This window comes from Rubrivirga halophila (genome assembly GCF_046845755.1).
Lineage (GTDB): Bacteria > Bacteroidota > Rhodothermia > Rhodothermales > Rubricoccaceae > Rubrivirga.
The window spans coordinates 692857-715422 of sequence record NZ_CP177357.1 but is presented as its reverse complement, the minus strand read 5'-3'; the positions used below and the strand labels follow the sequence as shown (position 1 = coordinate 715422).

Genomic DNA, 22566 nt, shown 5'->3' with positions numbered 1-22566 from the left:
GGAGAGCGCGTGGCGGATCGGCGAAACCGGGTAAGTCGGGCGCAGACCGCCGCGTCCGCTCTCCCGCCCGATCTTGGCCCCATGCGATCCCTCCTCCTGCTTTCCCTGCTGGCGCTCGTCGCCTGCGCCGACGCCCCGGACACGGCCGACGCGGCCCCGGCCACCTCCGCGAGTGACCGCGACACGGCCACGGCCGAGATGGCGGCCGCCGGCGCGCTCGGCGTCGGCGACCGGGCCCCCGACTTCGCGCTCCCCGGCGTCGGCGGCGAGACCGTCCGGCTCTCCGACCTGCTCCTCGACGGGCCCGTCGTGCTGACGTTCTACCGGGGCGCGTGGTGCCCGTACTGCAACACCCAGCTCCGCGACTACCAGCAGGCGCTCGGCCGGCTCGAGGCCGCCGGCGCGCGGCTGGTGGCCGTCTCGCCCCAAGCGCCCGACAGCTCGTCGGCGCTGGCGGACCGCGCGGCGCTCGCGTTCCCGGTCTTGTCGGACGTCGGCAACCGGGTCTCGCGCGAGTACGGCCTCGTCTTCCGGGTCGACGACGCGACGCGCCAGCGCTACGAGTCGGTCGGCGTCGACCTCGCGCGCTACAACGCGGACCCGGCGGACGCGACGGTCGAGGGCGCCTGGGAGCTCCCCGTCCCGGCCACGTACGTCGTCCGCCGCGACGGCACGATCGCCGCCGCCTTTGTCGAGGCCGACTACACGCAGCGGGCCTCGGCGCGCCAGGTGCTCGACGCGCTCGACGCGATGGGGTAGCGAACTCGCGCAGAGATCCGCCGTTACCCCAGACACCCGACCTGCGGCCGACTCCGTACCTCTCCCCCGCTCCAATGCGCGCCCTCTCGCTCCTCGCCGCCCTCGCCCTCGCCGCCTGCGGCACCGCCGGCACCGCCGGCCCCGCTGCCGACGTGACCGACGCGGCCTCGCTGGAGACGTATCTCCAGGGCCGCAACCTCCAGGTCGTTCTGCTCCCGGGCCCGGCCGAGACCGACTTCGACGCCGGCCTCCAGCAGGCGCTGACGGCGTCGTACGCCGTCACCGGCACGCAGCCTCCGGGGCGCCCGCTGGACCCGCTCGCGGCACGCACCATCGGGCCGCGCCCCCCGGGCCCGGCGACGGTCGACCTCTACACGTTCGAGTCGGCAGAGGACGCGGAGGCGGGGATCGATGCCCTCAAGCGGTCGCGCCTCTTTGGCGAGTTGTATCAGCGGGACGGCGTTGTAGTCGCCGTCCGGGGCGGGGTCCCCACCCTGCGGCTGGCGCTCACCCGCGCCTTTGGGACGCCGCGAGGCGTGTAGCCGCCCCGACGGGGCCGCGCCGTGGGCATATGCGGCCTAGTCCGTCTGCCCCAGGCCGCCTATGCCCTGACCCGCTACCCTGGTCGGGCTGTCTGTCCCCGACGCCGATGCGCCCGTTCCTGCTGTCCCTCCTGCTGGCCGCCTCGGCGGCGGCCCAGCCCGCCGAGCCCCGCGAGCCGACCTCGCCGCGCGCCGCGTTCGGGCTCTCGCTCGGCGTTCCGATCGTGGCCGTGGCCATCGGCGCGACGGCGGCCGAAGGCAGTTCCGTGGGGACGGCGCTGCTCATCGGCGGGCTCTTCGTGGGCCCCTCGGCGGGCAACCTGGCCCAGGGCGACTGGTCGGAGGCGCTCGTCGGGACCGGGCTCCGCGTGGCGGGCGCGGCGACGGTGGGCGTCGCCTTCGCACGGGCCTTCAGCGACAACGGCGGGGACGCGCTGAGCACGGGGCTCGCGATCGCCGGGGGAGCGGCGTTCGTCGCCGGGACCGGCTACGACCTCGTCACGGCCGCCCGGCCGTCGACACGCCGCCGCGTCGAGGTGGCCCCGGCAGGCGCCGGGCTGGCGGTCCGCGTCGGGCTCTAAGCCGCCGCTCGCGCCCCTTTCCCTCTCCCCCACCCGTGCTCCTCTCACCCCTCGCCGTGCTCGGCCTTCTGCTGGCGACGGGTTCCGCGTCCGCGCAGCCGACCGCGATCCGGTCGCCCGAGGGCGTCGACGTGGGGGACGCCGGTGCCCGCTTGCATTCGGTGGGGGAGTTCGCGCCGTCACGGCGGGCCACGGTGTCCCCGACCGGTGCCGTGCTGATCTCGATCGGCGTGACCGGGGCGCTGATCGGCGGGGCCCTGCAGTCGACCGAGCCGGAGGGGACCGATGCCCGGACGGCCGCGCTGGTCGGGGCAGGGGTGGTCCTCGGCCCGTCGGCGGGGAACGTGGCGGTGGGCAACGCGCGGGGGGCGCTGCTCGGCATCGGGCTCCGGCTGCTCGGCGGCGCGGTCGGGGTGGCCAGCGCGACCGCGGGGTACGTGATCACCGAGGACCGGACGGTCGCCATCGTCCTGCTTGCCAACGGCGCCCTGATCTCCCTCGGCGGGACGGCGTTCGACCTCGTCTCGGCAGGCGCCCACGCCCGCCGCGCCCGACTCCGGCCGACGCCGACCGGTCTGGCGCTGGCGGTCGGACTCTGACCGAAACGGGGGTGGCGCCGATCTCGGTGCGCGCGTTGCTTTGCGCATAGATGCCGCGGCTGTCATCCACGTCGCTTCCCCGACCCATGCGCCTCTTCGCTCTCGCCGTCCTGCTGGCCGGCTGCGCCACGTCCAGCCCGGTCGCCGACCCCGTCGACCTCGACGGCACCGAGGCCCTCCTCGGCTACCTCGCCGACCAGGGCTTCCTCGTCGAGCCCGCCGGGCTGACCACGTCGACGATCCCGCTCGTGACCGCCGCGACGTACCGCGTGATCGGCGACGCGAGCCCCGCCGTGCTCGAGGTCTTCGAGTTCGACACCGAGGCGGAGGCGGCGGGCGGGCTGACCCGCCTCCGCGCCGAGATCCGGCCGCGCGTGGGGCAGGAGGTGTTCGCCCGAGGCGTGCTCGTGGTCTACGCGCGCGCGGCCACGTCGCGGACGACGCGGAACGCGCGGCTCCGGCGCGCGCTCGCCGACGCCCTCGGCCCTCCTCGCGGTGGGGCCTGACGCCCGGGACGGTCAGCCCTCGAACTCGCCCCAGACCTCGCGCAGGCGCCCAGCGATCTCGCCGACCGTCGCCTGCGCCTCGACGGCCGCCAGCACGTGGGGCACCACGTTCTCGTCGCCCCGCGCCGCCCGCTCGACGCCGTCCATCGCCGACGCCCACGCGCCCGCGTCGCGGCGCTCGCGCAAGGCCTGGATCCGGGCCACCTGCTCCTGGCGGACCGAGTCCGGCACGCGGAGCAAGTCGATCTCCGCCTCGTCCCCGTCGCTCTGGAAGCGGTTGACGCCGACGACCACGGCCTCGCCCGACTCGATGGCCTGCTGCGCTTGGTACGCCGAGCGCGCGATGCGGTCCTGGAAAAAGCCCTCCTCGATGGCCGCGACCGCCCCGCCGAGCGCGTCGACCTCCTCGATCAACCGGGTCGCCGCCGCCTCGATCTCGGCCGTCAGCCGCTCGACGTGGTACGAGCCCGCGAGCGGGTCGACGGCGTCCGTCACGCCGGACTCGTAGCCGACGACCTGCTGGGTCCGCAGCGCGAGCGTGGCCGCCTGCTCGGACGGGAGCGCGAGCGCCTCGTCGTAGCCGTTCGTGTGCAGCGACTGGGTCCCGCCTAAGACCGCCGCGAGCGCCTGCAGGGTCACGCGGGGCACGTTGACGAGCGGCTGCTGGGCCGCGAGCGTCGAGCCGGCCGTCTGCGTGTGGAAGCGCAGCATCTGGGCCTTGGGGTCGGTCGCCCCGAAGCGGTCGCGCATGATGGTGGCCCACATCCGCCGGGCCGCGCGGAACTTGGCGACCTCCTCGAAAAAGTCGTTGTGGGCGTTGAAGAAGAAGCTCAGGCGCTTGCCGAACGAGTTCACCTCGAGCCCCGCGTCGAGCGCGGCCTGGACGTAGGCGATGCCGTCGGCGAGCGTGAACGCGAGCTCCTCGACGGCCGTCGCGCCGGCCTCGCGAATGTGGTAGCCCGAGATCGAGATCGTATTCCAGCGCGGCGTGTGCTCGGCGCACCACGCGAACGTGTCGGTGATAAACCGCATCGACGGGCGCGGCGGGTAGATGTAGGTCCCCCGCGCGGCGTACTCCTTCAGGATGTCGTTCTGGATCGTGCCCCCGAGCTTTTTCGGGTCCGCCCCCTGCTCCTTGGCGACGGCCACGTAAAGCGCGAGCAGGATCGGCGCGGTCGCGTTGATGGTCATCGAGGTCGTGACCTTGTCGAGTTCGATCCCGTCGAACAAGCGTCGCATGTCCTCGATCGACGCGATGCTCACGCCCACCTTGCCGACCTCGCCCTCGGCAATAGGATCATCGGGGTCGTAGCCGATCTGGGTCGGCAGGTCGAAGGCGACGCTGAGGCCGCGCGCGCCGGCCGCAAGCAGGGCGTGGTACCGCTCGTTCGAGGCCTCGGCCGTCGAGAAGCCGGCGTACTGGCGCATCGTCCACAGCCGCGTCCGGTACATCTCGGGGTAGACGCCGCGCGTGAACGGGAACGCGCCGGGCTCGCCCAGGCGGGCGTCGAGGTCGGCGGGCAAGTCGGCGGCGGTCGCGGCGGCGCGGGCAGTGTCGGTCGGCATCGGCGTGCGGAGGGGGCCGGGCCTACGCCCGACCGGCGCCTGTGTGCCGTGAAGCGCGTGCGAGCCGCCCTCCCCTCGCACGCGCGCTCGGGTCAGCCCACCAGCGTCTCTGCCGTCAGCATCGCGTCCTCGTAGAAGGTCACCGCGCCCGTGGCCACGTCGTGCATCGCGCCGACGATCGCAAGCGCCCCGCTGGCGACGAGCCCGCGCAGCACGACGCTCCGGCCGACCATCGCCTGCACCGTCCGCCGGACGTTCGCCTCGGCGACGGCCTGCACAAAGTCGGGGTTCGTCGACGACCGCTCGCCGTCGGCCTCGACGGCGTCGACGGCCGGCGCGATGTTCGCGAGCGTGCTCGTCAGGTGGCCCAGCTCGACGTGGTCGCACGCGCCCTTGACGGCCCCGCACTCGGTGTGCCCGAGGACGACGATCAGCTTCGAGCCGGCGACGGCCGTCGCAAACTCGAGCGAGCCCAGGATGTCGGTGTTGACGAAGTTGCCGGCGACACGCGCCGAGAACACGTCGCCGACCCCTTTGTCGAAGACGATCTCGTGGGGGACGCGGCTGTCGATGCAGCCCAGGATGGCGGCCATCGGGTACTGCCCGGCGGCCGTCGCGCGGACCTGGGCGAGAAAGTCTCGCTCGACGGGCTCGGCGGCGAGAAAGCGCCGGTTGCCGTCCTTCATCAGCTGGAGGACGGCGGCGGGCGTGAGCGCCGCCTGGGTCTCGGCGGTGAGCGGGGCGGTCAGGTCGCGGGACATCGGATCGGGCAGAGTGGGGGGAGCCGAAGTCTAGGCCCACCGCGACGGAGGCGCCCACCCCCACGCGGCCCGCGCCGAGGCGGTTTTGGAGCCTCCCGATCCGCCCGCGCCGAGGGGCGTACACCACCTTCTCCTTCGACGCCCCGACATGGACCGCCCGCCCCGCGACCTCTCCCCCGACGACCGGCTCCGCCACGAGGTCGCGGCCCTGCTCCAGGGCCGCCAGGCCCACGTCGACGCCCACCGCGCCCTCGACGGCATCCCCGGCGACCGCGTCAACGAGCGGCCCGAGGGCACGCAGCACTCGCTTTATGACCTGGTGGAGCACCTGACCCGCGCGCAGGCCGACATCTTGGAGTACGCCACCGACCCCGGGTACCGCGCCAAGGCGTGGCCCGCCGACTACTGGCCCCGTAAGCCGGCCACCCCGGCCGACTGGACGCGCGCCAGCGAGGGCTTCGTCGCCGACCTCGACGAGCTGATCGACCTGGCGGAGACCGGCGAGCTGTTCGACGAGTTGCCGTGGGCGCCCGGCTACACGCTCCTGCGCCAGCTGATGCTCGCCGCCGACCACAACGCGTACCACCTCGGGCAGGTCGTGGCGCTCCGCCAGCGGCTGGGCCTGTGGCCGCCGCCCGGCCGGTAGCGCGGCACGCGGGGCCCGGCTGGCGATAGGTTCGGGGCCGTCCCTCCCCGCGCCCATGCCCCGCCTCACCGCCCTCGTCGTCCTCACCCTGCTGGCGCTCTCCGCCAGCGCCCAGCCGGCCGTACCGCTCGCCATCGAGTACACCGTCGAGGGGACCGCCTCGTACGACCCGGCCGTGCCGACGCCCCAGGCGGTCCTGGGCTACACGATCGGCGAGCGGCACACGCGGCCCGAGGAGGTCGTCCGGTACGTTGAGGCCGTCGCCGCCGCGTCGCCGCGCGTGGCCGTCGGGTTCCACGGGACGACGTACGAGGGCCGGCGGCTGGTCCACGCCGTCGTGACGGCGCCCGAAAACCACGCCCGCCTCGACGCGATCCAGGCCGCGAACCTGCGCCTCAGCGACGCGCCCGACGCCGTCGACGATGCGACGCTGACGGCGATGCCGGTCGTCGTGTACCAGGGCTACTCGGTCCACGGCAACGAGGCGTCGGGCACCGAGGCCGCGCTCGTCTACCTCTACCACCTCGCCGCCGCCCAGGGGACGGAGATCGACCGCCAGCTGGCAAACGCCGTGATTTTGCTGGACCCGATGCTCAACCCCGACGGCCGCGACCGCTTCGCGGACTGGGTCAACGGCTGGCGCGGCGCGGCCGACCTCGCCGACCCCCAGGACCGCGAGCACCGCGAGGTCTGGCCGTACGGCCGCACGAACCACTACCTGTTCGACCTCAACCGCGACTGGTTGCCGACGGAGCTGAAGGAGAGCCGGGGCCGGATGGCGTGGTGGCACAGCTGGCGCCCCCAGGTCTCGACCGACCACCACGAGATGGGCCCGGAGGCCACGTTCTTTTTCCAGCCCGGCATCCCCTCGCGCGACAACCCCAACACGCCCGCCGCGACGATTGATCTGACCGGCGCGATCGCCGGCTACCACGCCGACGAGCTCGACCGCATCGGGTCGCTGTACTACTCCGAGGAGAGCTTCGACGATTTTTACTATGGCAAAGGCTCGACATATCCCGATGTCAATGGTGCGGTCGGCATCCTGTTCGAGCAGGCGTCGAGCCGGGCGCTCCTGCGCGAGACCGACGCGCACGGCGAGCTGGGCTACGCGTTCACGGTCCGCAACCAGGTCGCCACGTCCGTCTCGACGCTCCAGGCGGCCGTGGCCCTGCGCGAGCGGCTGTTGCAGAACGCCCGCGCGTTCTACGGCGAGCGCCCGTCGGGCGCCTACCTCATCGCGCTCGACGAGCGGCGCACGCGCGGGCAGGCGCTGGCGCAAGCCCTCGCCCGGAGCCGCGTCCGCGTCCACGCGCTCGACGCGGACGTGACCGTCGAGGGCCGCCGGTTCGCGGCCGGGCAAACGCTCGTGGTGCCGCTCGACCAGGCCCAGGGCCGGCTCGTCCGCGCAGCCATGGAGCGGACGCTGGAGTACGGCGACAGCTTGTTCTACGACGTCTCCGCGTGGACCTTCCCGCTCGCGTACGGCGCCGTCACGGCCGAAACGTCGCGGGCGCCCGCGATCGGAGCTCAGGTTGACCCCGCGTTTGACGGCGGCCGCGTGGTCGGCGGCCGGGCGCGCGTGGCGTACGCGATCCCGTGGGACCGCTACTTCGCGCCGCGCGCGCTCCGCCGGCTCCACGACGCCGGCGCGGTCGTCCGGCTCGCGCAGTCGCCGTTCGAGGCGCAGGCCGGCGGGGCCCGACGCAGCTTCGACCGCGGGACGATCGTCGTGGCCGTCCGCCAGTCGGGCGCGTCGGCCGACTCGGTCCACGCGGTTGTGGCGCGGGCGGCGCGGCTCGACCACGTCGAGGCGTTCGCGCTCGACTCGGGCCGGACGCCGGTCGGCAACGACCTCGGCAGCCGCGCGTGGGCCGTGCTCGACGCGCCCCGCGTGGCCCTGCTGGCGGGCGAGGGCGCGTCGGTGTACGGCGTCGGCGAGGTGTGGCACCTGCTGTCCGAGCGGTTCGGCCAGCCCGTCTCGCTCGTCGACCCGGCCGCGCTCCCCGACCTCGACCGCTACACCGTCCTGATCCTGGCCGACGGCGGCTACGGCACGCTCGACTCGACGGCGACCGCCCGGATCCGCGGCTGGGTCCGCGACGGCGGCGTGCTCGTCGGGATCCAGGGCGGCGCGCAGTGGGCCGCGCGCGCGGGCTTCCTCACCGCCGAGCTCCGCGAGACGCCGACGGACTCGACGGCCCGCCCGTACGCCGAGCTCGACGCCGCGCGGGGCGCGCAAGCGCTCGGCGGCTCGATCGTCGAGATGACGCTCGACCCGACGCACCCCCTCGGGTACGGCTACCCGGAGGCCGTCGCCGTGTTCAAGCGGGGCACTGGCCTGTTCGAGCCGTCCGACCCGCAGACCGGCGCGAACGTCGGCGTCTACAGCGCCGCGCCGCTGCTGAGCGGCTACGCCTCGCGCGAGATGCTCGCGCGGCTGCCCGGCGCGGCCGCGCTCAAGGCCGGCCGGCTCGGCGGCGGCCGCGTGGTGCTGATGGACTTCGACCCCGCCTTCCGCGCCTTCTGGCGCGGCACCGACGGGCTCCTGCTCAACGCGGTCTATTTCGGCAAGACATTTTGACCTTGGGCCCCTACCCCACCTCCGGGACCTCGCCGCTGGTGCCGTCGCCCTCCGACGAGGCCGGCTCGGCGGCGTAGTCGCGGAAGCGGAGGGCGGGCTCGGAGATGCCCTCTTCCATCCTGTGGAGCTCGTCGAGGACGTCGCCGGGCTCCGACCCGCACGGCCGGGCCGGCTCCCGAGCGATCCCGAGCACGCCCTCGCGGCGGTCGTAGTAGGTCTCGTGGACGAAGCACGTCCCGTCCGGGTGGACGACGAGCCGGTAGCCCCAGTACGCGATGTCGCCGAGCGGCGCGCCGGTCACGGTCGTCGTGGCGAGGTCAAACCCGCAGGGCGGCGTAAACGTGTTGCGGAGCATGGGAGCCAGGGATGGGGCTCAAAGGTCGCTATTCGGCCGGCCTCCTGCCTGGTGCAACCGGGCTACCCCGCGACGGCGTGGGCGCGGCCCCGGATCCGCTCTAGGGCGGCGAGCGCGGCGTCGAGCACGTCGGGCGGGACGGCCTCGGCGACGCGCCGCCGCACCTCCCCGTCGTCGAGCCGGTCGTCGGGCGAGACGTAGCCCTCGGCGCCCAGGAACGACGCCAGCCGCTCGGTCTGGCGCTCCTGAAACCGGCCGACGTCGCCCCGGTCGAGGCACGCCAGCAGCGCTTGGGCGTCGCCGCCGCAGTCGCCGCACAGGGCGGTGATCTCGTCGATGAACACGTCGGTGACGGCCCCGGAGCGCTCGAGCACGTCGCGGTCGACGGGCCGGCCCCTCCCCTGCCGCCACGCCGCCCGCCACGCGGCGACGGCACGCGCGCACAGCGCGAGCGCGTCGACGTCGGCGACGGGCGACGGCTTCCCGCGCTCGACGGCGGCGCGGAGCTGGCCCCACGTCGCGTACCCGCGCCGCAGGCAGGCCGCCACGTCGGCCGGGTCGCTCAGCAGGTACCAGACGTGGAGCGCGTCGAGATCGTCCCAGGCCGTCCACGGTGGGACGCCCACGGCGTCGGCGTAGTCGGCGTGCGTGGCGCCGTCCGGGTCGGGCACGGGGCGCGACGCCGCCGGGGCGGGCGTCGCGTCGAGGTCGACGGCGACGAGCGCCGACGTGTCGGGGAGCGCCAGAAAGCGGCACTCGACGTCCGAATGGTCGGCCGCCAGCCGGCGCCACTTGGCGACCTCTTCGGCTTGCGCCGTGAAGTAGAAGACCTGCCGGCCCTGGCGGCACAGCCGCAGCACGGCCTCGACGATCGCCCCGGCGCGGTCGTCGTCGGAGTTCGCGAGCGCCTCGTCGAGCAGGAGCGGCAGCCGCACGCCGACCTCCTGCTGCTCGGCGAACGCGAGGCGCACCGCGAGGAGCAACTGAAGGCGGGTCCCCGACGACAGCTCGTCGAGCCCGAACGCGCGGCCCTTGCGGGCGTCGAAGGCGCGGAAGGCCGTCGACGCGGCGTCGAAGTCGAGCCGGAACCGGTCGTCGGTGATGTCGGCGAGGACCTCGCGGGCGCGCTTGAACACCTGCGGCAGGTGCTGGTCGCGCGTCTCGGCGGCGACGTGGTCGGCGAGGGCGTGGCCCACGAGCGCGTCGGCCTGCTCCTCATACGTCCGCTCGAGCGCGTCGAGCGCGCGGGCGTGCTCGGCGTGGGCCGCGCCCAGTTCGTCGGCCGTCCGGGCCTGGGCGACGAGGGTTTGGATTTGGGTCTTCTCTTCGATCCACTCGTCGCGCCGGGCGGCGCGGGCTTGCGCCGAGGCCAGCATTTCCGCCAGCGCCGCACGGCCGAGGGCCGCCGCCTCGGGCGTGCACCGGGCGTGCGAGTGGGCGCGCGTCGCCGCCTCGTCGGCGAGCGCGTGCGCGCGCGCGGCCTCGTCGAGCGCGGCGCGATACGCGGGCCGGGCCGCGCACAACGACGCGACGCCCTCGGCGGCGGGCTCCGCCAGCCCGAGCCCGGACAGGAACGCGTCGCGCTCGGCGGTCGCCTCGTCGAGGGCGGCGTCGGCGGCGCCGGCCGCGTCGTCGAGGCGGGCCGCGTTTGCGCGCAGGCGGTCGCGCTCGGCCGTCTCGCGCTCGACCCGAGCGACGGCGCCGGCCGCCCCAGCCGCGTCGACGGCGGGCTCGACGGGGACGCCGTCGAGGGCGTGGTTGAACAGGTCGAGCGCCGTCGCGAGTGCGCCACGCGCGGCGTCGCGGGCGGCGTCCGCGACGCCGAGGTCGCGGGCGGCCTCCTGCCACGCGAGCACGGACCGCGTCAACAGGTGGAGCGCCTCCGGCGTGTCGGGCGTCCCGATGCCGAGCTCGGCCCCGATCGCGGCGGCCTCGGCCTCCAGGCGGCGGCTCTCGTCCTCGAGCAGCAAGAGCGCCCGGTCGAGTTCGTCGACGGCGTCCTGCCACATCGCCCGCTCCTTCTGGTCGACGGCCTGGCGCTCGATCGTGTCCAGCAGCTTCTGGACGACCGGGATCGACCACTCGGCCGGGGCCGCGACGGGCAGCGCGCCGAACGCGTCGCGCGCGGCGACGGCCGGGCTCTCGGGCGGGTCGACGGCGCGGCCCAGCACGACGGCGACGACGGCGAGCGCGAGCGCGGCGCCCAGCAGCCACCACGCCGACGGCGTCAGCAGGAGGGCGAGCGCGACAGCGGCGACGGCCACGACGCCGGCGGCGATCCAGATCGGGGTCGGCGCGAGGCCGGGCGGCCGCGCCTCGGCCTCGGTGGTGTGCGCGAGCCACCGGCGCAAGAGGTCGGCCGCGCGGCGGAGCTCGTCGGCGTCGTGGAAGCGGACCGCGTTGAGGCGTGCCTTGGCGGCCGACTTCCGGGCCTGGTACTCGTCGACCCGGCTCCGCAGCTTGCCCGCCTTCTGGGCGAACGCCGCGATGTCGCCCAGCGCCGTCACGTCGACAGTTGGGGCCGTCTCGATGTGGCCGCCCAGCGTCTCGCGCGCCCGGCGCTCGCGCTCGGCGGCCGTCGCGCGGGCGCCCTCGGCCGTCTCCAGCACCCGCGCGGCGGCGTCGGCCTCGGCGGCCCGGGCGCGCAGCTCGGCCGGCTCGGGCACCTCGACCGCGTCCCAGCCGTGCTCGGCGAGCGCCGCGCGCGCCTCGGCCCGGTCCTCCTCGACCTCCTGGCGCCGGGCCTCCGCCTTGCGGACGGCCGCGCCGAGCGCGTGGTATCGATCGAGTGTGTCCTCTTGGACGGCCGCCAGCGCCGGGTCGAACGAGCCCACGACGCGGTCGGCGGCCTGGGCGGCCTCGGTCCGGGCGGCGGCCTCGTCGAGCTGGCGGTAGAGGTCGGCGAGCTCGGCGGCGTCCGCGGCGTCAGTCGCGCGGTCGGCCAGTTCGCCGAGGCGGTCCTCACGCGCACGCAAGCCGTCGAGCGCCTGGCGGCGGCGCTGGACGGCGCGCGCGGCCTCCTCGGCCTCGCCGGTCAGCTTGAGCCGCTGCATCGGCGCGGCGCGGAAGCCGAGCGCCTCGCGCGCCGCGTCGAGGTCGACGCCCCCGGCGGCGTCGCGGCGGATCACATCCGCGAAGGCGTCGCCGTCGGCCGCCAGCAGGTCGCCGAGCGAGAACGCGTAGCGGTCGCGGAACGAGCTGTCGGGGAGCGGGATCCGGTCGGCGGGCTGGCCGTCGCGGAGGTACCGCGCCACGCCGCCCTCGACGTCGACGCTCCAGGGGTCGCCGCCGAAGGTGAACGCGGCCGTATAGGTCGGACGCGCGGCCGCGACGGTCTCGGGCCACAGCACGCCGTGGATGGCCCGCGCCATCGTCGTCTTGCCCTGCCCGTTCGGCCCGTAGACCACGTTGACGCCGGGCCCCAGCGCGGGCGCCGCCAGCCCGGGCTGCGGGTGGCCGTAGAACGTCCGGACGGACAGGGCGGTCAGGTCGAAGCGGTCCATGGGAGCCGGGCGGTCGGTGGGTCGGTCCGTCAGTGGGTCAGTCAGCGAGGCAGTGCCTGTCTAAGGCGTCCCCTCTTCCCGCGGGAGAGGGATGGGGTGAGGGGATTCGGGCGGATCGAGGTCGTCGCTGGCGTCGGCCGAGCCCCGTGCGACGAGCGCCGCCACGTCCTGGCAGATCCGACCCAGCGCCCACAACGCGGCGGCGGCGGCGAGGGCCGGAGGCGACGCGATGAGGACGCCGAGCCCTTCGAGCGGGCTCACCGCCACAGCGACTACCGCACCCATCACGAGGAGCCCACCGGCCGCGAGCGCGGCGAGCGCGTAGCACGCCTGGGCGGGGAGCGGGGCCTGCCGGGCGGACCGGAACGCGCGGGCGATCATGAGGACGGAGCGGCGGGGGGGGCGCCCGACGCCACGCCGTCCCCGCTGGCGTCGGCGGCGGGCACATCGATGGCGTCGTGGGGCCGCTGGGCGAGGGCCTCGTCGAGCAAGCGATACGTCTGCCGCTGGAGCCGGGCGACGGCCTCCGTTTCGAGCGGGCCGTCGAGCCGGCCGTCGCGCGCGAGCGGATCGAACACGCGCGCGCGCCGCGCCTGCTGCAGCGCCTCGACGGACTGGCGGATCAGCCCCAGGTCGCTCTCCGACGGCGTGCCGGACTCGAGCCGCCGCGCCAGACCGGCGAGCGTCGCGACGGGCCCGCTCCCGGCCGCCAGCCGCACCAAGTCGAGCGCAGGGCGCGCGCGGTCGACCACGCGGTCGACGGCGACGACCAACCCGGAGGCGGCGGTCTCGCCTGCGTCGAGCAGCTCGGCGGCGACGGCCTCGACGGAGCGGTACGCGGCGGTCCGGCCCGCCAGCGTCAGCCGGACGACGGCGCGGCGGACCTCGGGCGCCTCATCGCGCACGGCCTCGGCGTGGTGGCGGAGCACGGCCGCGACGCGCTCGCGCAGGTCCGCAGGGCGCTCCGCCCCCCCCACGTCAACGGTCAACCCGTCGTAGCGGACGGTCGCGAGCGGGAGCAGCTCGGCCGTCGCCGTCCCGTCCTCGGCGATCTCGACGAGGTAGGCGCCGTGCGCGCCGGGCTCGCCGGGGTCGAGCGGCTGGGGCGAGCCGGGGTACAGCACGAGCCGCCCGCCAAGCGTCTCGACGCGGGGCCCGTGGACGTGGCCGAGCAGCCACGCCGAGGCGCCGGTCGCCCACAGGTCCGCGAGCGCCACGGGCGCGTAGGGGCTCGCGGCGTCGTCGATCTGGGTGTGCGCGATGCCCACGAGCGGTACGTCGCCGGCGGGCGGGAATCCGTCGAGCGGGAGCGCCGAGGCGTGCGCCCCGGCAAACGACCACCCGCAAAACCGGAGCGCCACGCGGCCGTCGACCTCGAGGTCGGCCGTCTCCCACGTCTGCCCCCGGCCGAGCACGCGGACGCCCTTCCCGACCGCATCGGCGACCGCGCCGAGCACGTCGTGGTCGTGGTTGCCGGCGACGGCGAAGACGGGGACCCCGGCGTCCGCCAGCCGGTGCAGCGTCCGCTCCAGCACGCCGAACGCCTCGAAAAACTTGTTGCTCTCGTCCGCCACGTCGCCCGTCAGCACGACCGCGTCGACGCGCCGCTCGACGGCCTGGTCGACGAGCGCGCGGACGACGGCCTCGACGCCGAGCGCGGGGTCGCCCGGCGGCACGCGCGACGGGTACCGCCCGAGGTGGAGGTCGCCGCTGACGAGGAGGCGGGCGCGCGGACGAGACATGGCGGTGGGGGGACGTCGGAATCTAGCGGGGCGCGGGGGATTAGGGAACGGGGAAATGGGAATGGGGAACGGGGCAGATTTGACCGTCCCGTCCCGCATGGTCGGCGGGTTCGGCGGGCACCGCCCGCGCCCGCGGCACCGACGAGCCCCCGCGAGCCGAAGCCCGTTCCCTAGTCCCCCGCTCCCCGTTCCCTTGATGCCCGGTACGTCGCCCCGCCCATCGTGAACGTCAGGCCGGAGACCGCGCCGTCGGCCCCGAGCGCCACGTCGAAGACGCCGTCGGTGTTGCGGAGCTGGAGGCGCGTCGGCGACAGCGGGACGATGGGCAGCACGCCCGCGCGCCACGGCATCGACAGGCCGAGCCCGTCGCCGAGCCGCTCGATCACGAACGTGCCGCCGCCCTCTCGGGCGTAGCGGCCCACGAGCCGGTCGCGCTCGGCGTCGCTGAGGGCCACGGCGGCGAGCGCGGCGTACCCGGCGGGCGGCGGCTCGCGCTCCGGCGTCGGCCGGACCCACAGGTTCCGGAAGCGGACCGGGCTCCCGTGGTCCTGGAGCTCGATCCGGCCCGGCCCGTGCGCGGCGTACGGCAGCGACTCCAGCCAGATCGTCATGCCGGGCAGGAGCTCGTTGTTCTGGACGAGCACGCCGTTGTGGAAGACGGTCAGCCGGGCGGGCGTGAGGACGTTTCCGGCGGCGTCGAAGCGCGGCATCCGGAACGCCACGTCGTAGCTCTGCCACTCGGTCGGCGGGCGGGTGGCGTCCGCGAGCGGGGGGAACTGACCGTAGATGGCCCCCGCGCGGCCGTCGGAATAGGTCGGGTTCTCCCAGTTGTCCAAGATCTGGACCTCGTAGCGGCCGTCAATCAGGAAGAGGCCCGAGTTGCTCCGGTTCTGGCTCGACTTCTCGGGCTCGTCGGCGGGCTGCCACTCGATGTGGATCTGGGCGTCGCCGAACGCGGCGCGCGTGCGGATGGGCCCGGCGCCCGGCGTGGCCACGAGGGCTCCGTTCTCCGTCCGCCAGCGGGCCGGCTCGCCGTCGCCGCTCGTCCAGTTCTCGAGCCCCGTCCCGTCCGGGCCGATGAGCACGACGGCGTCGGACGGCGGGGCGACGGGGAGCGCTTGCGGGGCCGGCTCGACGCGCGGCGGCGCGGGGCGCGTGATGTCGTGCTGGCGCCAGCCGGGAGGCGCCGGGGCGTGCGGAGCCGCGGGCGCCGACGGAGCGGCGGGCGGCGCGGAGGCGCACGCTCCCAAGGCGGCGGCGAGGACGGCGGCGGCGGCGAAGCGGACGGTCAAGGCGCGAGCGGCGGGTGCGCGCGGAGGATACGGGGGACAGGGCCTGGGTGGACGCCCCGTGTCACTCGGGCCCCCGCCGGTGTGCTCCAGGACGACTGGGCCGAGGACGACGGTCGGATCCACCGCCGTGCCCCGTGCGGACATCCCCCGCCCCTACGGGACCCCCCCTTCCAAGGGGGACTTTTTTCCGTCAGAGACCATTTTTCAGACGTCCCCCTTTGAAGGGAGCCGCGGAGCGGAGCGACGCCGGGGGATGTCGGCCGAGCACGACCCTCGGCCCCGCGGTAACGGCGACCGCCCCCTACCGCACGACGGTCAGCCGCTGGGTCGCGCGCTGGTCGCCCTCGCGCAGACGCACGAGGTACGTCCCCGCCGGGACGCCGTCGAGGTCGAGCGCGACTGGGCCCGACGCGTTGGGGTGAACCGTGGCGATCCGGCGGCCGAGCACGTCGAGCACCTCGAGCGTCGCCTCGGCGCCGGGCGCGAGCGTGACGTGGACGGTCGCCCGGGCGCGCGCGGGGTTCGGATACACGGCGCCGAGCCCGAACCCGACCGCCAGCCCCGCCGTCGCCGAACTCCCCGTCGTCACCGCGACACCTTGGAACCGGGCCTCGGCCGTCGTGCCGTCGCCGTCGTCGGACGACGAGGCCGCGAGCCCGACGAGCGCGGGGCCCGTCCCCAGGCCGGGCACCTCGGCGGTGCCGAACGGGGTCCACGTGGTGCCGTCGTCGGAGTGGAAGGCGGAGATCGTGGGTCCGGCGCGGTCGAGGCGGAGCCACCTCGGCCCGGGGTCGCCGAGCGCCTGGGCGGCGAACGCCGTCGGCGCCCCGGATGTGGGGCGGTGCTGGAAGTACAGGCCCCACGTCGCGAACCCGAGCCACGCGTTCGCCGCGTCGGCATCGGTCGAGGCGCGGACGGTCAGACCGGCCTTGCCCCAGCCCCACGGCCCGTCGGGCGCGCCGACACGCGCGACGACGGAGCCGTCGCCCGCGAGCGGCTGGCTCACCAGGTGCCCGGCGTCGGCGCGGTTCCACAGGTCGCCGCCGGCCGTAATCGCGACGTCGCCGTCGATCATCCGGGCAGCGCCCGGCGTGATCGGCGTGCCGACGTCGGTCGAGGTCCACGGGGCCGCAAGCGCGTCCGAGACGGTGACGTGCGAAAAGTGGGCCTCCGAGGTGTCGCCGTCGCCGAAGTCGGCCGAGGCGACCGCCAGCCCGGCGCGGACGGTCCCGCTGAGCCCGGGGACCTCGACGCTGGAGACGGTCTCCCAGGTCGCCCCGTCGTCCGACGCGTAGGCGGTGACCGTCGTGCTGACACGGTCGAGGCGGAGCCAGATCGGGGCTGTTCGATTCCACTGGTTGACGCGGTGGTCGTCGCTGTCGCCGCCCGGGCCGGTGCGCGCCTGGAGGTGGAGGCCGAGGTTGGAGAGCACGAGCGTGGCGTGCTGGGCCTGCCCGTCGAGCGAGGCGCGCAACGTGACGCCCCCCTTCGCCCACACGGGCTCTGGCGACAGCGCGTCGACGCGGGCCACGACCGAGCCGTCGCCCGCGAGCGGGCGCGTGGCGGCGTGGAGCTCGTCGGTCGAGCCCGCGAGGTCGCCGCCGCCGACGACCACGACCGCCCCGTCGACGGCTCCGGCCGAACCGGCCCCGGCCGGCGTGCCGACGTCGGCCGACGACCAGCCGGGGGGGAGCGGGCCGAGCCCGTCGGCGACCGCGAGCGGCTGGACCTCGGCGGCCGTCACGAACCGGCTCGCGCCGCCCGCCGGGCCGACCACGCGGATGGCGTCGCCGTCGATGGGTGCGAACGCCAGCGCGTACGTGTCGAACGGGGCGCCGTCGTCGGCGCGGTACGCTGGCGAGGTGGTCAGGCCGGTCACGGCGCGCCACGTGCCGCCCTGGCGGACCTCGACGCGCGGGCTCGCCTCGAACCACCCGCCGTCGGCGAACGCCCCCCCTTCCTGAAACGCGACGCCCGAGAACGCGCGCGCGCCGTCGGTCTCGATCTGGACCCAGCTCGCGTCCCCGCCGTCGGTCGAGACGTGGCGCCAGCGAGGAGCGTCGGGCGCCGGCGTGACGCCGTCCACCACGACGCCCGCGAGTTCAGCACCGCGCTCGTCCGGGCCGACGCCTTGGGAGGTGGAGGCCGCTCCGGCGACCGCCAGCTCGCGCCAGTCGCCCAGCGTCAGCACCGCCTCGGCGGAGGTGGTGAGGCCGGTCGCGTCGCGGACCTCGGCCGTGATGCGGTACGAGACGCGGTCGCCCGGCGCCCCGTGCTCCGGCACGACGAACGCGGCCTCGGTGTCGTCCGACACGAACACGTCCGGGTGGAGGTGGCCGTCGTGGACCTGGACGACGGTCCACCGCGTGAACAACTCATCCGCCGGCTGGTCGGCGTCGGCGACCTCGGCCGCCAGCGCGATCGCCGTGCCGGTCTCGCCCCGCGCCGCCCGCGTCGGCGACAGGATCCGGACCGTCGGCGCGGCGCCGGGCCGGACGACGACGGGCACGGTCGCCGTGGCCGACTGCGCCCCGTCGGAGACCGTCAGCGTCGCCGTGTAGTCGCCGGCCGCGGTGTAGGTGTGGACCGGGGCGCGCTCCGCCGACGTCGCGCCGTCGCCGAACGCCCAGGCGTAGGTCAGCGCCCCGCCCCCGAGCGCCGCCGAGCCGTCCGGGGAGAACTGCACGCGCAAGCCGCCGGCGCCGAGCCCGCCCGACGCCGGCGCCGCTGCGGCCGCGGCCACGGGCACCTCGCCCCCGGTCCCGTAGCGGAGCCGCCACACGCGCCCCGCGCCGATGTCGACGAGGTGCATGAGGTCCGACTCGGGGTCGTAGGCGTAGGCCACGACCGGGCCGAGCGCGTCGCTCAGGGTCCGCTCGCGGCGCATCTGCCCGCCCTTCGTGACGCGTGTGACGGCGGCCCAGCCCCGCGCGTAGTCGCCGTGGAACAGGGCGTTCTGGTAGAACGCGGGGTAGGCCGTGCCCGGGTAGATGGCCCCGCCGACGACCGAGGCGCCCGTCCGGCCCTGGGGGACCGAGCGGTCCGGGTCCGAGTGGTGCCACGTCACCGCGGGCGCCTCCAGCGTCCCCTCGAGCGGCCCGTCGCAGCCGTTCGTGGCGGGCGTCAGCGGCTGGTAGTCGGGCTGGGGCGCCGGGCCCTCGAAGCACGGCCACCCCAGGTTCTCGCCGCCCATCACCGAGTTGATCTCCTCCCAGTCGTTCCACCCCACGTCGCCGACGTAGAGGGTGCCCGGGCGGCCCCGGTGGTGGATCCTGCGCCCCGACCGGAGGTCGACGGCGAAGCGGAACGGGTTGCGGACGCCCAGCACCCACACCTTCGAGGCCACGTCGTCGGGGTCGCCGGTCCAGAACGGGTTCGAGGGCAGGCCCCGCCCGTTGCGGGGGTCGACGCGCAGGATCTTGCCGGCCAGGCTCTCCAGCCGCTGCGAGCGGAAGGCGCCGATGTCCTCGGACGGGTCGAGCTTGCCCGGCCCGAAGCAGTCGTCGTAGAGCCCGCCCGCGTCGGGCTCGTTGTAGCTGGCGCCGTCGCCGGTGCCGACGAGCAGCATCCCGTCCCGGCCGAAGGCGAGCGTGCCGATGGTGTGGCTGTTGTGGCAGGCCGGGATGCCGTCCGAGAACCGGCGCCCCAGGATCACCCGGCGGCTGCCGAGGTCGGCGCGGCCGGGGTCGTCGGCCCGCGCGGTGTAGCGCGTGACGCGCGCGAAGGCGTCGCGGCGCGAGCCGTCCGTCTCGGGCCCGACGTCGACCACGTAGGCGAAGAACACCCGGCGGGTCTCGGCGAACGCCGGGTCGACGGCCATCCCCAGCAGGCCCCGGTCGTGGTGGTTGAGCACCTCGTCCTGGAGGTCGATAAACGGGACGGGGTCGAGCACGCCGTCGCGGACGGTCCAGACCACGCCGCGCTTTTCGACCACGAACATCAGCCCGCCGGGCGCGAACGCGACGGCGACGGGGAGGTCGAACGTGGCGTCGGCGGCATCCTCGAGGTAGAAGGCCCCCAGGTCCGGCGCCGCCGCCGCAGTCCGGCTGTCGGCGAGCGAGACCGGCTGCGCCCCGGCCGCCCCCGCCAGCAGGATGGTGGCGAGGACGGCGAGGATCGGGCGGCAGAGCATGGGCGTCGGGGGAGCGATGCGGGCACGTAAGCCCTCGCAATACAATACTCCGTCCCCTCTGCGTGGCCGCCGCTTCGCCCGCCTGTGGCGTCCCCGATTCGTTCCGCCTGCCTGGGCTGTACGTGGCCCTGGTCCCGGGCCAGGGGCCATCGTGCGGCCGGTTGGCGACGCCCTGGCGACGGCCGGCTTCCTATCGTCCCTCTGCGCAGACGAGCCGCCAGACCCAGCCCCGACTCTTCGGGCGCGCCGGCACTGAACCGTGAGCCCGCCGGCCGCTTCCTCAGACCGTCGCTTAGGCCGCGACGCGCTCCTGGTCCGCCTGGGGGACCTCGGGCGCCGACGACGCCGCGCCGTCGCCCTGCGCCTTGCCGCTGCCCACCGCCGCCGCCTGTTCAGGGCGGAACGTCGGGACCAGCCGGGCGAACGCCGCGCGGATCGCCTCGCCGTCGCCCGCGAGTGCCTGGGCCTCCAAGTCGTCGATCAGCGGGCCGAGGTCGCCGGGGGCCACGAGCCCGCGCGCCATCAGGATCTTCTCGTGGGGGCCGGGCTCGGTCCCCTCCTCGGCCATCAGGAGCTCCTCGTAGAGCTTCTCGCCGGGCCGCGTGCCCGAAAACTGGATCTCGACGTCGACGCCGGGCTCCAGGCCGGAGAGCAGGATGAGGTCGCGCGCGAGGTCGGCGATGCGGACGGGCTCGCCCATGTCGAGCACGTAGACGCGGCCGTTCTCGGCCGAGGCGCCGGCCTGGAGGACGAGCTGGGCGGCCTCGGGGATCGTCATGAAGTAGCGGACCATCTCGGGGTGCGTCACCGTCAGGGGCCCGCCGCGCGCGATCTGCTCGCGGAACAGCGGCACGACGCTCCCCCGGCTGCCGAGCACGTTCCCGAACCGGACCGACACCATCGCGCAGTCCACACACGCGCCGGCCTCGGCGACCACCATCTCGGCGGCGCGCTTCGAGGCGCCCATCACGTTCGTCGGGTTGACGGCCTTGTCGGTCGAGACGTTGACCAAGCGGTCGACGCCGGAGGCCGCCGCGAGCTGGGCCACGTTCCGGGTCCCGAGCACGTTGTTGAGCACGGCCTGCGCCGGGTTCGCCTCCATCAATGGCACGTGCTTGTGGGCCGCCGCGTGGAACACGACGTCGGGCCCGAACCGCTCGAAGACGGCCGCCAGCGAGGCCCGGTCGCGCACGTCGCACACGACGGCGTGGCGCGCCAGGTCGGGCCACTCGCGCGCGAGCTCGCGGTCGATCTCGTAGACGCTGTTCTCGCCGCGCCCCAGCAGGATCACCGACGACGGGCGGAACGGCGCGATCTGGCGCACGATCTCGGACCCGATCGACCCGCCGGCCCCGGTCACGAGCACGCACTTCCCGGTGACGTAGTCGCGGATGGGGTCGGTGTCGAGACGGACCGGCTTGCGACCCAGGAGGTCCTCGAGGTCGACCTCGCGCACCTGGCTGATGCGGACCGTCCCGGCCGCGATGTCGCCCAGGCGCGGCACCGCGCGGCTCGGGACATCGGCGTGGCGGGCGTCCTGGACGATCTGGCGGATCACATGACCCGGCGCCGTCGGCATCGCCAGCAGCACCTCGTCGATGTCGTGGTCGGCCACGACGCGGCCGAGGTCGGCGAGGGGGCCGAGCACGGGCAGGCCGAGGTGGAGCTGGCCGGCCTTCGTGGTGTCGTCGTCCAGGAAGCCGACCGGCAGGAGGCCCGTGTCGGGCTGGCGGAGCAGCTCACGGACGAGGAGTACGCCGGCGTCGCCCGCGCCCACCACGAGCACGCGGCGGACGTCCTCGTCCTTGGGCCTCCGAGTCCGCTCGTGTTTGCGCCGCCGCGAGAGTCGCGCCGCGCTCAGCATCAGGACCGCCAGACCGGCCTCGATAATGGGCACGCTCCGGGGCACCCCGACCCCGTCGAGCAGGAGGACACCCCCAAACAGCAGCGTTCCCACCACCCCCGTGGCGACGATGAGGACGTAGAGGTCGCTCACGCCGACCCAGCGCCAGGGCCGGCGGTGCAGCCCGAAGTAGCGGATGGCGGCGCCCTTCAGGACCGCCCCGACCAGGGCGTACACCACCAACCCCTGGGCAAAGGCGCCCACGTTCCCCTCGAGGCGGAGCAAAAATGCGAGCGGCGCCGCGGCCACCCAGGCGCCAAGGTCGATCGCGTACTTCGATCGCTGGGTGTTCTTATTCGTCATCGTCGGTGCGTCACGTGGGGAGACCATCCAGATGGCCGCTCGCGGTGGCGCGCGGAGCTGCCGCAGGCCGGAGCCTGGGGAGGTTGGCCTCAAAGATATTTGAATCCCTACACAGGCGCCACCGAATTTCGCCGCAAGCCTCTGGATCCGGAGGACGGGGCGAGCGGATGTCGCGTCGTGCCACGCCCCAGAGACCGCCGGGCGGTACACATACGGAATCTTCTGAGAATGTCCACCGCGCACGAGTGCCTCCAGCCGACGGGTCGGGCGCGCCTTCCGGGACGCCGGCCGCAAGCGGATCCGAGCGGGGACCCGGCCCCACTCACCGTCCTCTTCAGGCAACCGCCGCCGTGGGAAGGACCGTCTGTTCCGGGTCGCGAGCCCCATGGCTCTGGACTCGCCCTTTGCCGCAAGAGGCCCCGTCCCAATCGACAGGATCTGTCCGCCGATGGGAGAAGACCTCGTCCTGGGCAGGATTGCACCGCGTCACGCCGCCGGCCCATGGTCGCGCCGCGACGGCAGACACGGACACGCCCTCACCTCGCCGCATCGCGCGTCCCCTGTCGACGCGGGTGCCCTCTTCGCCACCCGACAACTTCAACTTCAACGCCATGACCCACGCGGATTACCACTTCAGAAGAGTGGGGGTTTGAACCGGCGGGCGGCCGAGTCCATCACGGCCCAACCGAGACGTGACACATATGCATCGCTTCCTATCCACGGCATACAAAGTCAGTCCACGCCTTTCGAAGTTTCCCCTCTGATTCCGTCGATCGCCCCGGCTCCGAACGA

Annotated in this window: 16 protein-coding genes; 7 read left to right on the top strand and 9 right to left on the bottom strand. The window is 74.9% G+C overall.

Annotated elements, in window-relative coordinates; all coding sequences use genetic code 11:
* Nucleotides 1-81: 81 nt before the first annotated feature.
* The 5 genes from ACLIRP_RS02955 (at nt 82) to ACLIRP_RS02935 (ending at nt 2987) form a co-directional block, all read left to right on the top strand.
* Nucleotides 82-759 carry a peroxiredoxin-like family protein gene (locus ACLIRP_RS02955; protein ID WP_412062468.1) on the top strand — a complete coding sequence of 226 codons (678 nt, stop codon included), beginning with the start codon at nt 82-84 and terminating at the stop codon, nt 757-759.
* Nucleotides 760-833: 74 nt separating this feature from the next.
* Nucleotides 834-1301 carry a hypothetical protein gene (locus tag ACLIRP_RS02950; RefSeq protein ID WP_412062467.1) on the top strand — a complete coding sequence of 156 codons (468 nt, stop codon included), beginning with the start codon at nt 834-836 and terminating at the stop codon, nt 1299-1301.
* A 107-nt stretch (nt 1302-1408) separates the two neighbouring features.
* Nucleotides 1409-1882 carry a hypothetical protein gene (locus ACLIRP_RS02945; RefSeq protein WP_412062466.1) on the top strand — a complete coding sequence of 158 codons (474 nt, stop codon included), beginning with the start codon at nt 1409-1411 and terminating at the stop codon, nt 1880-1882.
* Nucleotides 1883-1917: 35 nt separating this feature from the next.
* Nucleotides 1918-2481: a hypothetical protein gene (locus ACLIRP_RS02940; protein ID WP_412062465.1), complete on the top strand. Its 564-nt coding sequence runs from the start codon at nt 1918-1920 to the stop codon at nt 2479-2481.
* A gap of 86 nt (nt 2482-2567) precedes the next feature.
* Nucleotides 2568-2987 (top strand): hypothetical protein, encoded by a 420-nt coding sequence (locus tag ACLIRP_RS02935; protein ID WP_412062464.1) that lies wholly within the window; start codon nt 2568-2570, stop codon nt 2985-2987.
* A 12-nt stretch (nt 2988-2999) separates the two neighbouring features.
* On the opposite strand, the gene ACLIRP_RS02930 is transcribed toward ACLIRP_RS02935, so the two are convergent.
* Both ACLIRP_RS02930 and ACLIRP_RS02925 read right to left on the bottom strand, forming a co-directional pair.
* Nucleotides 3000-4553, bottom strand: coding sequence for a methylmalonyl-CoA mutase (locus ACLIRP_RS02930; RefSeq protein WP_412062463.1), 1554 nt, complete (start codon nt 4551-4553; stop codon nt 3000-3002).
* Nucleotides 4554-4645: 92 nt separating this feature from the next.
* Entirely contained in the window at nt 4646-5314 is a 669-nt protein-coding gene (locus ACLIRP_RS02925) for a carbonic anhydrase family protein (RefSeq protein ID WP_412062462.1), read from the bottom strand.
* A 148-nt stretch (nt 5315-5462) separates the two neighbouring features.
* On the opposite strand from ACLIRP_RS02925, the gene ACLIRP_RS02920 reads away from it, so the two are divergent.
* Complete coding sequence (locus ACLIRP_RS02920; RefSeq protein ID WP_412062461.1) at nt 5463-5960, top strand: DinB family protein; 498 nt, start codon at nt 5463-5465, stop codon at nt 5958-5960.
* A 55-nt stretch (nt 5961-6015) separates the two neighbouring features.
* Nucleotides 6016-8544 (top strand): M14 family zinc carboxypeptidase, encoded by a 2529-nt coding sequence (locus ACLIRP_RS02915; RefSeq protein ID WP_412062460.1) that lies wholly within the window; start codon nt 6016-6018, stop codon nt 8542-8544.
* Between the two features lie 10 nt (nt 8545-8554).
* Here ACLIRP_RS02915 and ACLIRP_RS02910 read toward each other — a convergent pair whose 3' ends face one another.
* The 7 genes from ACLIRP_RS02910 to ACLIRP_RS02880 form a co-directional block, all read right to left on the bottom strand.
* Complete coding sequence (locus ACLIRP_RS02910) at nt 8555-8899, bottom strand: hypothetical protein (protein WP_412062459.1); 345 nt, start codon at nt 8897-8899, stop codon at nt 8555-8557.
* A gap of 62 nt (nt 8900-8961) precedes the next feature.
* Nucleotides 8962-12402, bottom strand: coding sequence for a hypothetical protein (locus ACLIRP_RS02905; RefSeq protein WP_412062458.1), 3441 nt, complete (start codon nt 12400-12402; stop codon nt 8962-8964).
* A gap of 60 nt (nt 12403-12462) precedes the next feature.
* On the bottom strand, nt 12463-12783 hold the full coding sequence (locus tag ACLIRP_RS02900; protein WP_412062457.1) for a hypothetical protein: 321 nt from the start codon (nt 12781-12783) through the stop codon (nt 12463-12465).
* Complete coding sequence (locus ACLIRP_RS02895; protein ID WP_412062456.1) at nt 12780-14144, bottom strand: metallophosphoesterase family protein; 1365 nt, start codon at nt 14142-14144, stop codon at nt 12780-12782. Before ACLIRP_RS02895 ends, ACLIRP_RS02900 begins: the two co-directional genes overlap by 4 nt.
* A gap of 170 nt (nt 14145-14314) precedes the next feature.
* Complete coding sequence (locus tag ACLIRP_RS02890; RefSeq protein ID WP_412062455.1) at nt 14315-15436, bottom strand: DUF1080 domain-containing protein; 1122 nt, start codon at nt 15434-15436, stop codon at nt 14315-14317.
* A 301-nt stretch (nt 15437-15737) separates the two neighbouring features.
* A complete protein-coding gene (locus tag ACLIRP_RS02885; protein WP_412062454.1) occupies nt 15738-19568 on the bottom strand; it encodes a PQQ-dependent sugar dehydrogenase in 3831 nt (1276 codons plus the stop codon).
* A gap of 292 nt (nt 19569-19860) precedes the next feature.
* The gene (locus ACLIRP_RS02880) at nt 19861-21774 is read right to left on the bottom strand and encodes a polysaccharide biosynthesis protein (RefSeq protein ID WP_412062453.1); all 1914 of its coding nucleotides are present in this window, start codon (nt 21772-21774) and stop codon (nt 19861-19863) included.
* Nucleotides 21775-22566 lie beyond the last annotated feature (792 nt).